The organism is Mucilaginibacter sp. P1_D10 (genome assembly GCF_056406215.1).
This window is the reverse complement of sequence record NZ_JBFUAP010000026.1, coordinates 38,657-51,131: the sequence shown is the minus strand read 5'-3', so window position 1 is coordinate 51,131 and position 12,475 is coordinate 38,657. Positions and strand designations below refer to the sequence as shown.

Below are 12,475 nucleotides of genomic sequence, written 5' to 3'. Positions count from 1 at the left end.
GTGTTAGGATGTGGACAACGCTCCGCGTTCCCCACATCCTAACACGGCAAACAAACAATAATAGTTTTATCTTTATAAAATACTGTCAACCTTTCTTAGGACAAGACAAACTCGAATTTTATGGAATTAAAAGAATTTCCAGAATTCTAAAACAAACCTTCGAAGTAGGGATTCCCTTCCAACCTTCCAACCTTCCAACCTTCCAACCTTCCAACCTTCCAACCTTCCAACCTTTTTTTAACCTTTCCAACTTTCCCCAACCAAAATAAATACCGTATTTTTGCCATCAAATGGGTGATTATCAATTACAGGTTACGATAGACCAGGATTCGGGCTTTTGCTTCGGGGTGGTGTATGCTATAGATATGGCCGAGGAGATATTGGCCGAAGACGGCTACTTGTATTGTCTGGGCGATATTGTGCACAACGATGAGGAGGTTGACCGCCTGAAAGCGCTCGGCCTGCGCATTATTGAACATGCCGACCTGGTTGGTCTGCACGATGAAAAAGTGCTTATCCGCGCCCACGGCGAAGCGCCCGAAACCTATAAAATTGCCTTAGAGAACAACATTACCCTGATAGATGCCAGCTGCCCGGTAGTACTTAAGCTGCAGAACCGTATCAAAACATCGTACGATAATAACGAGAAGATACTCATCTTCGGCAAGCATGGCCATGCCGAAGTGGTAGGGCTTGAAGGCCAGACCAATGGCAACGCGCTGGTTTTTCAGGATATCAGCGAACTGGATAACGCCGACCTTCCTGCTAACTTTACCCTATACAGCCAAACTACCAAAAGCATGGAGAAATTTTACCATGTGAAGGACGAGTTGCTGAGCCGTGGCTACGAGGTGAAGGCCAACGATACCATTTGCCGCCAGGTAAGCAACCGCGATAAAGATTTGCCCGCTTTTGTGGCCAAATTCGATAAGATCGTGTTTGTATCGGGCAAAAAATCGAGCAACGGCAAGGTGCTTTACGAGGTTTGCCGCAAGCATAACCCCAATACCTACTTCATATCAAGCGTGAACGAGTTGGACAAAAACATGTTTGCCCCGGGCGATAAGGTAGGCATAGCCGGCGCAACATCGAGCCCGATGTGGCTGATGCAGATGGTAAAAAGCGAACTGGAAACTTATTAACCGCAAAGCATGAAACGAGCGCTGGTTATCATTATACTTTTCATGAGCGCTTGCCAAGCTAAACACGTTTCTAACGACTATCTCTTGAGGGTGAATGATAGCGTAACCGATAGGTACGGCTATGTTGACGCCAAAGGCGATACCCTTATCCCCATGGGCAAATACCCCATGTGCTTTACCGACACCTTTAAAACGTTCGCTGTAGTTACCGACCCGGAAACAGGCTTCGTGGCGATAGACCGTAACCAAAAGGTGTTGTTTAAAGTTTTCCCTTTCGATAACGGGCCGGACTATACCTCTGAAGGGTACTTCCGCATTGAGGATGGCAACAAAATTGGTTATGCCGATACCACCGGCAAGGTGGCCATTACCGCGAGGTTCGGCTGCGCATTCCCCTTTGAGCATGGCCTGGCAAAAGTAAGCGACAATTGCAAAACCATTACCGAAGGCGAACACTCCACCTGGCAAAGCGATAGCTGGTATTATATAGATAAAACGGGCAAGCGCGTTAAATAAGGAACGGGTTTTGCACAGCGTTACCTCAAATTCATTTCCCTTGCAAAAAGCACCATCATATACCGGCTTATTAGTAGCCCTGTTGGTTATCGGCAGCTGGGTTGCTTCTACTTTATTGCTGATGCAATGGCGGGTAGATTTTACTAATCCTTTGCTTTACCTGTTTATTTTGGTGCAGATGCATTTATACACCGGCTTGTTCATCACCGCCCACGATGCTATGCACGGCACGGTTGCGCCAAACAAAGCAATCAACAACCTGGTGGGTTACATCTGCACCTTTCTTTATGCCGCTTTTTTGTACCCGCAACTTTATACCAAGCACCATAAGCACCACAGCCATGTGCATACCCACGAGGATCCGGACTACCACAACGGTAACTTTTTTGCATGGTACGTACAATTCATCCGTAATTACCTGTCCATCTGGCAAATTGTAGCGATGGCCATCCTGTTCAATATATTTAAGTTATGGGTGCCTCAGCCCAACCTTATTATGTTTTGGGTGGTACCATCATTACTGAGTACACTGCAGCTATTTTACTTTGGCACCTACCTGCCGCACAAGGGAGAGCACGATAACAAACACCAAAGCCGCAGCCAGCATCGCAACCACTTCCTGGCTTTTTTTAGTTGCTATTTCTTCGGCTATCATTACGAGCATCATGATGCGCCATGGCTGCCGTGGTGGAAATTGTGGCGAAGCCCGGCACCTTCTGGAGCCTCACCTAAATCCTCTCCAAAGGAGAGGACTTTAAAAACAGGATAGAGAACCCTCTCCTTTGGAGAGGGCAGGGTGAGGCTTCTTCAAAGTTTCCAGTTCAGAAGGAAGGGGGGATAAAATCCTTCCTTTAATCCATTATTAATCATAGCTTTATACCATGGACAGGTATGAAATATTAAACGAATTAGCGCCTCCAGGGGCAACATATTTCTCGGCAGCGCCGCATAATGAGCGTTTTTCGCCGGAGGATGATGATACGGTGGACCTTGTTGTGCGTTTTTATAAAAAAGATGGTACCGCCTGGGTGGCTAATTTTGAAGCCGGCGATGGTTGGGATGAAGTGGCAGAGCTACCCGGAACCAGCAATATATTCGTATTGGCCGGCGGCCAATGTTACCTCGTGAACCCGGAGTCGGAACAGCCCGTAAGCAAATTTGGCGGAGACTATGACGACGTACTTTATAATGCCGATGGCAGGCTTGTGCTGGCTGGAAGAAACGGGCTGGCTGTTGTGGAAGCAAACGGGCAGCACTGGCTATCGGAAAAGTTCTCCCTGGGCGGCTTAGAGAACCTGGCGCTAAAAAACAACATCCTTACCGGGCTGGCTATTGACGGGCTGCCCGGATCAAAAAAAGGGCTGCCTTTTAGCTATAATATTGATACAAGGGTACTGAACGGCGGGATCTATAAAGAATTTATAAAACCATGGTGGAAGTTCTGGTAGAGGTAGCCCCCCAACCCCCTGAAGGGAGAGCTTTTGATTAACATAGTTAAAATAAAGAACCCTCTCCTTTGGAGAGGGCAGGGTGAGGCTTCTTCGGCGACCAGCCATCCAAATATGATCCTCATCATATATTTGTAATTTGTCCTCGCTGTAATGAGGCGCAGCTATAAATTATCTTATTTTTGCGCAATTTAAATTATGGCGAAAAAGGGAGTTTTACTGGTAAATCTGGGCACGCCGGATAGTCCTTCTACTGCGGATGTACGCAAATACCTCGATGAATTTTTGATGGATGGACGGGTGATAGATGTAAACCCCGTATTGCGTACCTTTTTGGTGAAAGGGATCATCGTACCCTTCAGGGCGCCCAAATCAGCTAAATTGTACAAGGCCATTTGGGACGATAAAACAGGCTCGCCATTAAAACATTACAGCATATTGCAGCAACAGGCCCTGCAGCAACGCCTTGGCGATGGCTATATGGTTGAGCTGGCCATGCGCTACCAAAGCCCTTCTATCGAATCGGCATTGGCGCGCTTGAAAGAAGCGCTGGTGAGCGAGATACAGGTAATTGCTTTGTTTCCGCAGTATGCATCAGCCAGTACCGGATCCGTACACGAGAAGGTAATGGATATTGTAAAGGAATGGCAAACCGTGCCTAATATCACTTTCACTAATTCGTTCCACGATAATGAGCTGATGATAGAGACCTTTGCGGATAACGCCGCCAGGCATCAGCCCGAAACCTACGACCATATCCTGTTCAGCTTCCACGGCCTGCCGCAACGCCAGCTGATGAAATGCGACCATACCGGCAATTATTGCCTAAAGGTGGATGGTTGCTGCAACACGCTGAACGACACCAATAAATTCTGCTATTCTGCACAATCGTACGATACGGCGCGCCTCATAGCCGCCAAAATGAATTTGCCGAAAGAAAAATACACCGTCTGCTTTCAATCGAGGTTGGGCAGCGACCCTTGGGTTCAGCCTTACACCAGCGAGGTAATTAAACAAATGGCTGCCGAAGGCAAAAAACGCCTGCTGGTATTTTGCCCGGCCTTTGTAGCCGACTGCCTCGAAACCGTTTACGAGGTTACCACCGAGTACGGCGACGAGTTCAAAGCACTCGGCGGCGAGCACGTACAGCTGGTAGAAAGTTTGAATGCGGAGCCGAAGTGGATTGATGCGCTGGAAAAGATGGTTAGCCCCCCAGCCCCCTGAAGGGGGAGCCGAAGTTCGGCGCAGGGCACCGGGACCAAAACAACATAAACGAACAACGCCCTCTGATTTACCAGGGGGCGTTGTTCGTTTACGCACTTCAAAGGCTCCCCCTTCAGGGGGCGGGGGGGGCTTCGCTCACTATCTTCGCCGATAACAAACAAAGCGGTATCCCTCCGCCCGGATGCACGCTACCTCCGCAAAAATATAGACCACCAACTTTCGATGATTTATTGGCGTGCCTTAAAAACGCTGCGAACCGGCTGTTGCTGCTGGTGCCGTAGATGGAGCCTTTGTAGGATGATGTTTTGCTTTCGATACTGCGCGGATCTAAAATGGTTTCGCAGGCAATCAGTTGGCTAATATCCTCACCTAAGATTTTGGAAAGCTTTCGTTGGATATTTTGCCTGGCATCGGCTATCAGCCTGTTCCAATCCTGCCCCTTATTGGCGGGTACGTTGATCATCACGAACCAGTTCTCGCAGCCTTCAGGGGCATCGACCTGGCTAAGCTTCGAACTGATGTTGATGTAAACGGTAGGGTCGTGGTATATGTCCTGCTCCTGCCAGATGTGGTTGAACTCTGCCCGGTAATCAGCACTAAAAAATATATTATGCAGATCCAGCTGCGGGAATGCCTTTTTTATCCCCCAATAAAATATCAATGCCGAACTGCTCCGTTCCTGTCCCAATATCCGCTCAGGGTGCAGGTCGGGATGTTTTTGCAAAAGGTTTTTGTAGGTAGGCCAAATATCCATGTTAGATACTACCATATCTCCGATGATATTTTCGCCCCGCACCCTTATGCCTTTTGCTATTTTATTGATGATCACTATCTCATCTGCCCTGGCATTATAGCGGAAATTCACGCCCAACTCTTCCGCCAGTTTTACGAGCAATTGCGTGATGCTGTACATACCGCCCTCGGGGAAATACGCACCGAAGTGATGCTCCAGATGCGGGATAACGTTCAGCGTGGCCGGTGCCTGGTAGGGGTTAGAGCCATTGTAAGTGGCGTACCTGTCGAAGAATTGCACTACGCGATTATCCTTAAAGTAGGCTTCATTGGCCCTATGCATGGTACGCATCGCATCTATTTTTGGCAGCCTGAATATCGAACGGAGCGTATCCCAACGGGCAAAGGTTTGCAGTCGGTGCAACGAACGCTCCAAAAAAACATGGTTGGTGATGTTGTAGATATCGGCACTATTGGCCAGATATTTCAATATGTTTGCCGAAGGCTCGCCCGTGGCGCGGTTAATTTCCCCGGCAAATTCCTGCGTATCGGCATAGGCCTTTATGCGCGTGCCATCCTCGTAGAAGTAATTGCAAACCGCATCCAACTTTTGATAGCGGAAGTAGTCGGCAGGGTTTTTACCGGCTAGCGTAAACAGCTCATCGATGTATTGCGGCATGGTAAGCAGGCTCGGCCCGGCATCAAAGCGGTAGCCTTTCATCTCAATTTCTGATAGCTTCCCACCGGGATAACCGTTCGCCTCAAAAACTTCCGCAGCATAGCCTTTCACCGCCAGGCGGATGGCAACCGCAATGCCCGCAATACCTGCACCAATAATAATCGCTTTTTTTTGAGGCATGGCGGTAAAGGTAGTACCACATTCACAGCTATGCAATTAAATCCCTAAATCGCATAAATCTGTTTGTTTACAGTTCAAATGCCTTAACTTTGCCAGCCATAAAATATACTACTATGCAATATGATGTTATCGTTATAGGTTCTGGTCCGGGTGGGTACGTTGCCGCAATCCGCTGCGCGCAATTAGGTATGAAAACCGCCATTATCGAAAAATACAACACCCTTGGCGGTACCTGCCTCAACGTGGGTTGTATCCCCTCAAAGGCACTGCTCGATTCATCTGAACACTACCATAACGCTGCCCACACCTTTACCACCCATGGTATCAAACTGGATAACCTGGGTATCGATTTTGGGCAGATGATCAAACGTAAGCAGGAAGTAGTGGATGCCAACACCAGCGGCATCACCTATTTGATGAAGAAAAATAAAATCGACGTTCACCAGGGCGTTGGTTCTTTTAAAGATAAAAACACCATCATCGTCACCAAGGCAGATGGTACTGCTACCGAGTTGACTACCGACAAGGTAATCATCGCCACCGGCTCAAAACCATCAAGCCTGCCTTTCCTGAAGATAGATAAGAAACGAATCATCACCTCTACCGAGGCTTTAACCTTAACCGAAGTGCCCAAGCACCTGATATTGATTGGTGGCGGCGTTATCGGTTTGGAGCTGGGTTCGGTTTACGCACGTTTGGGTGCCAAGGTATCAGTCGTAGAGTTTATGGACGGAATTATCCCAACCATGGATAAGGGCCTGGGCCGTGAACTGCAAAAGGTATTGAAGAAACTAGGCATGGAGTTTTATCTGGGCCACAAGGTAACCGGAGCTACTGCCGAAGGCGACGAAGTAACCGTTACCGCCGATAGCCCTAAAGGAGAGAAAATAGAACTCAAAGGCGACTACTGCATGGTAGCCGTTGGTCGTATAGCCTATACCGATGGGTTGGGCCTTGATAAAATTGGTATCACCGTGGAAGAACGCGGCCGTAAAATTACCGTTGACGAGCACCTGGAAACCAGCGTGAAAGGCGTTTACGCCATTGGCGACGTGATAAAAGGCGCTATGCTTGCCCACAAAGCCGAAGACGAAGGTACCTTTGTTGCTGAACTTATTGCCGGCCAGAAACCGCACATCAACTACAACCTGATACCCGGCGTTGTGTACACCTGGCCGGAGGTTGCTGCCGTTGGTTATACCGAGGAGCAACTGAAAGAAAAAGGCACCGCTTACAAAGTAGGTTCTTTCCCATTCAAAGCAAGCGGCCGTGCCCGCGCCAGCGGCGATTTGGATGGCTTTGTAAAAGTACTGGCTGATAAAACTACCGACGAGATTTTAGGTGTCCACATGATAGGTCCCCGTGCTGCGGATATGATTGCCGAAGCGGTGATTGCCATGGAGTTCCGCGCCTCTGCTGAGGACGTAACCCGCGCCAGTCACGCTCACCCAACCTATACCGAAGCGATGAGGGAAGCTTGTTTGGCGGCGACTGAGAACAGGGCGATACATATTTAAGGAGTGGGCAGCAATTAGTTGCAGTAGCAGTTAGATTTAGGACTGCTACTGCAACAGCCACTGCTACTAAAAAAGGGATGCAAGTAATACTCAATATCCTTATTTTACTTCTCACCATCGCCGGCATGGAGCTAGCCTCCTGGGCCATGCATAAATACCTGTTCCATGGGCCGCTGTGGTTTATCCATAAAACGCATCATCAGCAACGACAAGGCTGGTTCGAGCTGAACGACCTGTTCAGCATCGGCTTTGCTGCATTGGCTTTATGGCTGATGTGGCTGGGGCATATCACTTTAGATTACCGCTTTTGGATAGGTACCGGCATCAGTACCTACGGCACCATTTACTTTATCTTTCACGATTGGTTTATCCACAACCGCTTTAGAGCCTTCAAAAGCAGTAGTCGCTACCTAATGGCTATCCGCCGGGCACATAAAGTCCATCATAAGTCAACAGAAAAGGACCCTTCGGAAGAGTTTGGATTATTGATGGTGGGGAGGAAGTGGTTTAAGTAATTGTCTGAACTCGAATTTCTCGCGATGTTTTGTTTTTTGGCGCTCGAGAGGGTTTCACCGTTTTAAGGAATTTATTGAATTATCAGAATTGAATATACCTAAATTCTAAAAATTCTTCCAATTCGATGAATTCGAGTTCAGACAAATCGCAGGCTAACCTAATCCCCAAAACTCCAGTTAAGTATCGGCAGTTTCCTTTTCTGGTTGGTGTTCCAAAGCCCGAACTGAATCCCCTTTAAATTGGTGGCATGATTAAATATCCCTATCTGGATACCCCTTGCTTTGCCGCTCGTATTGTTGAAGCCTATCTGGAAGCCCCGCATGGCATAGCTTTCGTTGATCATGGCTACCTGTATGCCATTGTGCTCCTGGGCCAAATTTATCATCACGCTTACCGAAACACCGCTTACCCTACGGTTTATCTGGCCGATTAGCCCTGCGCCGATGCCATTAACAACACAATCGCATACGGTACCGGCGGGGGATAAATTGAAGCCGTTGATTCTTTCGGCTAGAGGCTCGGCCATCTTAGTCTTGAACTGCTCTTCTGTTTCCGCAATAGGGCTGCGGGGCATCAGCGGCGAAAGTATGCCCAGGCCGATGGCCTCCAGCCGGATGCCATTGGTGTGCACATTGTTGATGCTATCCTGTGAGAGGACAGAGTATAGCCCCACCGAAATGCCGTTGATGGTTGAATTTTTCTCATGGAAACTGCCGACAGGGAAATGGCTTGTTCGTTTTTGCAGCTGGGCAAAAGCAGTGGTTGTGCCTGATATGATAATGAGCAGTAATAATTTGAATTTCATGGTCGGTTGTTTTGATAGACCAAAAATAGGTAAGGAAAAGGGCTTGGATTATTGTATAAAGCCACAGGCTTGCCTTGTAGGGTTTTTATACGTAACATTCTATATAAGAATTCTTATATTTATAATCTTAAAGATTAATTTGTCGGCACATCAAAGCTTTTGTATTAAACAAAAGCCTTTCAGTCATCTTTTAGATTATTCTTTATGGATACGCAACAGGTCAAATTCTTCCAGGCTATCAGCCAATCCCTGCCCGAATACCAAAACCTGGCCCAAAACGTGGCCGAAGTACTCGGGATAAGCATAAACGAGGCGTATAAAAAGATCAGGGGTATAAGCAATTTGAGCCTGCCGCAGTTGATAAAACTTTCGGATGCCTTTGGTACGCCGTTTTCATATCAGCCGAAAGATTTGGCCTCGGTGAGTTTCAACTACTTATATATAGACCGTGAAACGCCCAACATGCTTGCTTATCTTCAAGACCTGCAGCAAAACCTAAAAGCCATAAGGCAGCGGGCAGATAAGCATATCATGATTACTACCGATGATATACCCATCTTTCATTTCTTTAAATATCCGGAACTGACTTGTTTTAAGTTGTTTTTTTGGGCCGATAAACCGGCGCTTAAATTTGATTATGAGGCCATCAGCGACGAGATTGTTGCCGTTGCGCAGGAACTGAACAGCATCTATCTCGAAATTCCGAGTACGGAAATATGGGCCAACGATGCTGTTTATGGTACCCTGGATCAGCTACGCTACGCTTTTGAAGCGGGACACATCAGTGACAAAGCCCTCGCCGAAAAAATCGTGGAACAGGTGCGTTATTGCCTCACGGATATGAACATGTATGCTATCAGCGCAAAAAAAACCATCGACCCCGGGCATAGCTTTAACTGGTACACTTGCGATGTATTAGGCAGCCTGGCTTATTTGGTGGAGTTTAAAGCAAGTATGCTGTGCTATAACCGCTTCAATACCTTTAATTACCTTAAAACCGACGACCAATTCTATTGCAAACAAACCAAGGAATGGATGCAGGGCCTTATACGCAAATCTGTAGCCTTTAGCGGGCAGGGCGAAAAGCACCGTAACAGGTTTCTGTACACGGCCTTTGCCGCCTGCGATAAGTTGATTGAGGAAATTAACAGGGGATAAGGGAGATTGTCTGAACTCGAATTTTTTGTTAAATGTCTGAACTCGAATTTTAAGGAATTTATTGAATTAACAGAATAGAATAGTCTCAAATTCTGAAAATTCTTCTAATTCTTTAAAATTCGAGTTCAGACAAAAAGGAAACCTACGCCGCTACTACCTTCTTCCCCGCCTTATAGCCCGCTGCAGCGTAATAGAGGATGAACAAATAAATTGGCAGCAAAATCCAGTAAGAAGATTGCGAAGCTGCTTCTATGCCTTGCGTTTTTTTGAAATGGTCTACCAGCGCGCCATATATCGGTGGGAACACGGCTGCGCCGGCAATGCCCATTACCAACAGCGAAGACGCTAGTTTAGTAAACCTGCCCAGGCCCGATAATGCCAGCGGCCAAATGGCGGGCCACATCAGCGAGTTAGCTAAACCTAAAAGTGCGATGCAGCTGATAGAAACGTATTTGGGCGTAAATAGCGCTATGGTGGTTAGCACAACGCCTAATATGGCGCAGGCAACCAATGCTTTTTGCTGAGAAAGGTATTTGGGGATAAACAATATACCTACCACATAGCCTATAACCATGCACGCTAAAGTACCCGAGGCGAAATATTTGGCTGTAGAAAGGGCGATATGATGTGATGTGCCGTAACCGATGATAGAATCGCCCGCGATAACTTCTGCGCCTACATAAAAGAACAAAGCGATAACGCCCAACACCAGGTGCGGGAACTGCGTGATGCTGGTTTTACCCGAATTGGCCGCAGCAACGGTCTCGTCCTCGTGGTCGGTATCTATTTCGGGCAGGCCGGAGAAGTAGATGAGCACCGCCAAAATTACCAGTATCACTACGATGAGGAGGTAAGGTACGATTACCCTGGAGGCCAGTTCGTTCAACTGGATGAGTTTTTCGGCCGGGGTAAGTTTGGCAAGGTTAGCATCGAAACCATCGAGGTTATTTAAAATTACTGCGCCAAGGGCTAATGGGGCCAGTACGCCTGCAAATTTGTTGCATATACCCATTATACTGATGCGTTTGGCAGCACTCTCGGGCGGGCCAACGATGGTGATATAGGGGTTTGATGCTGATTGCAATACCGCCGAGCCGCAGCCCTGAACAAACAGGCCTATCAAAAATACAGCGTAAACACGGGTTAGGGCAGCCGGGATAAAAATCAACGCGCCAACGCCCATCAATACCAGACCCGCCACCATGCCATTTTTAAAGCCAAGTAATTTCAATAGCCATGCTGAGGGTTTGGCCATGAGCAGGCAGGCGATGTAAAACGAACTTGCCACCAGGTACGATTCGAGGTTGGTTAATTGGCAGGCTATTTTTAAATAGGGGATAAGGACAGAATTTAACCAGGCCACAAAACCCAGTATAAAAAACAAAGAGCCAATAATGATGATGGGGTTTAGTCCTGATTTTTTTGTTGCCGGGATTGCGGAATTGGTAACGACTGCCATATGGTGATTTTAAAATTTGTTAATAAGTTAATGGAGTTACTAAAATAATTAAAAAAGCTGATCTTTTATAATTTGGCTGTTTTATTTTGTGTCGAAAGCTAACTTTGCCGATAATGAATATCCTCATCGTAAACGATACCCGCATACCGGCAACCACCTACGGCGGCACCGAGCGCGTGATTTGGTGGCTCGGGAAGGAACTGGTACGGCAGGGGCACAAGGTTACTTATTTGGCAGGCGCAGGCTCAAGCTGCCCATTTGCACGCGTGCTGGCGTATGATGCCGCGAAGGATATGAACCAACAGGTGCCCGATGATATCGATGTGGTGCATTTCCAGTTCCAGATGCAGGGTTTTACTAAAAAGCCTTACCTATGCACGGTGCACAATAACTCGGGTAGGGGGGCAATGGATATCAATTCGGTTTTTGTATCGGCCAACCATGCGGCGCGTAACGGCTCAACTACTTATGTTTATAACGGATTGGACACGGCCGACTACCGCCTGCCCAACCTTACTAACAAACGCAGCTATACCCACTTTTTAGCCAAAGCCGCCTGGCGGGTAAAGAATGTGCAGGGTGCTATTGACGTGGCTACCAAAAGCGGTAACAAGCTGGTGGTAATGGGCGGTACGCGCCTCAACCTCAAAATGGGCCTCCGTTTTACGTCGAATTTGAATGTGCGCTTTAAGGGGATGGTCAACAACGACCAAAAATCTGAAGTGATGAACGGTTCCAAAGCCCTGCTGTTCCCCGTACTGTGGAACGAGCCCTTCGGCATTGCCATTACCGAAAGCCTTTACTTCGGCTGCCCGGTGTTCGGGACACCATACGGCTCTTTGCCCGAACTGGTTCCGAAGGAAGTCGGGCTTTTATCAAACAGTAAAACCGTTTTGGTGGAAGGGCTAAAGAACGTAGACAGTTATAGCAAGCAGCTTTGCCACGATTACGCGGTGGATAATTTCAACATCGCCAAAATGGCTGCGGATTATTTGAAGCTGTATGAGCTAATATTGAACGGAGGGACGTTGAATACTGTAGCCCCGACGCTGTTAGAGCCAAACCAACCGAAGTATTTGGCGTGGAATGATTAAATTGA

At 47.5% G+C, this 12,475-nt stretch carries 12 protein-coding genes; 9 read left to right on the top strand and 3 right to left on the bottom strand.

The annotated features are described in order from the left end of the window. The first annotated feature begins 290 nt into the window (after positions 1–290). The 5 genes from AC1DYT_RS25925 to hemH all read left to right on the top strand — a co-directional run bounded on the left by AC1DYT_RS25925 (position 291) and on the right by hemH (position 4,330). A complete protein-coding gene (locus AC1DYT_RS25925) occupies positions 291–1,142 on the top strand; it encodes a 4-hydroxy-3-methylbut-2-enyl diphosphate reductase (RefSeq protein ID WP_477472390.1) in 852 nt (283 codons plus the stop codon). A 9-nt stretch (positions 1,143–1,151) separates the two neighbouring features. Then, a complete protein-coding gene (locus AC1DYT_RS25920; RefSeq protein ID WP_477472389.1) occupies positions 1,152–1,658 on the top strand; it encodes a WG repeat-containing protein in 507 nt (168 codons plus the stop codon). A 40-nt stretch (positions 1,659–1,698) separates the two neighbouring features. Next, positions 1,699–2,427 (top strand): fatty acid desaturase, encoded by a 729-nt coding sequence (locus AC1DYT_RS25915; RefSeq protein ID WP_477472388.1) that lies wholly within the window; start codon positions 1,699–1,701, stop codon positions 2,425–2,427. A gap of 112 nt (positions 2,428–2,539) precedes the next feature. After that, complete coding sequence (locus AC1DYT_RS25910) at positions 2,540–3,106, top strand: hypothetical protein (RefSeq protein WP_477472387.1); 567 nt, start codon at positions 2,540–2,542, stop codon at positions 3,104–3,106. Between the two features lie 198 nt (positions 3,107–3,304). Further along, positions 3,305–4,330, top strand: coding sequence for a ferrochelatase (gene hemH / locus AC1DYT_RS25905; protein ID WP_477472386.1), 1,026 nt, complete (start codon positions 3,305–3,307; stop codon positions 4,328–4,330). Between the two features lie 112 nt (positions 4,331–4,442). Here the strand turns inward: hemH and crtD are convergent, their stop codons facing one another. Next, the gene (crtD, locus tag AC1DYT_RS25900; RefSeq protein ID WP_477472385.1) at positions 4,443–5,921 is read right to left on the bottom strand and encodes a 1-hydroxycarotenoid 3,4-desaturase CrtD; all 1,479 of its coding nucleotides are present in this window, start codon (positions 5,919–5,921) and stop codon (positions 4,443–4,445) included. Between the two features lie 113 nt (positions 5,922–6,034). On the opposite strand from crtD, the gene lpdA reads away from it, so the two are divergent. Further along, on the top strand, positions 6,035–7,438 hold the full coding sequence (gene lpdA / locus AC1DYT_RS25895; RefSeq protein ID WP_477472384.1) for a dihydrolipoyl dehydrogenase: 1,404 nt from the start codon (positions 6,035–6,037) through the stop codon (positions 7,436–7,438). Positions 7,439–7,515: 77 nt separating this feature from the next. Then, positions 7,516–7,953: a sterol desaturase family protein gene (locus AC1DYT_RS25890; protein ID WP_477472383.1), complete on the top strand. Its 438-nt coding sequence runs from the start codon at positions 7,516–7,518 to the stop codon at positions 7,951–7,953. 158 nt (positions 7,954–8,111) lie between these two features. Here the strand turns inward: AC1DYT_RS25890 and AC1DYT_RS25885 are convergent, their stop codons facing one another. Continuing rightward, positions 8,112–8,759 carry an LA_2272 family surface repeat-containing protein gene (locus AC1DYT_RS25885; RefSeq protein WP_477472382.1) on the bottom strand — a complete coding sequence of 216 codons (648 nt, stop codon included), beginning with the start codon at positions 8,757–8,759 and terminating at the stop codon, positions 8,112–8,114. Positions 8,760–8,963: 204 nt separating this feature from the next. Between AC1DYT_RS25885 and AC1DYT_RS25880 the strand changes: the two genes are divergently transcribed. Continuing rightward, a complete protein-coding gene (locus tag AC1DYT_RS25880) occupies positions 8,964–9,917 on the top strand; it encodes a hypothetical protein (RefSeq protein ID WP_477472381.1) in 954 nt (317 codons plus the stop codon). A gap of 142 nt (positions 9,918–10,059) precedes the next feature. Here the strand turns inward: AC1DYT_RS25880 and AC1DYT_RS25875 are convergent, their stop codons facing one another. Next, entirely contained in the window at positions 10,060–11,376 is a 1,317-nt protein-coding gene (locus AC1DYT_RS25875; RefSeq protein WP_477472380.1) for a sugar MFS transporter, read from the bottom strand. Between the two features lie 113 nt (positions 11,377–11,489). Here AC1DYT_RS25875 and AC1DYT_RS25870 point away from each other — a divergent pair, with 113 nt between their 5' ends. After that, entirely contained in the window at positions 11,490–12,470 is a 981-nt protein-coding gene (locus AC1DYT_RS25870; RefSeq protein WP_477472379.1) for a glycosyltransferase, read from the top strand. Positions 12,471–12,475: the final 5 nt, after the last annotated feature.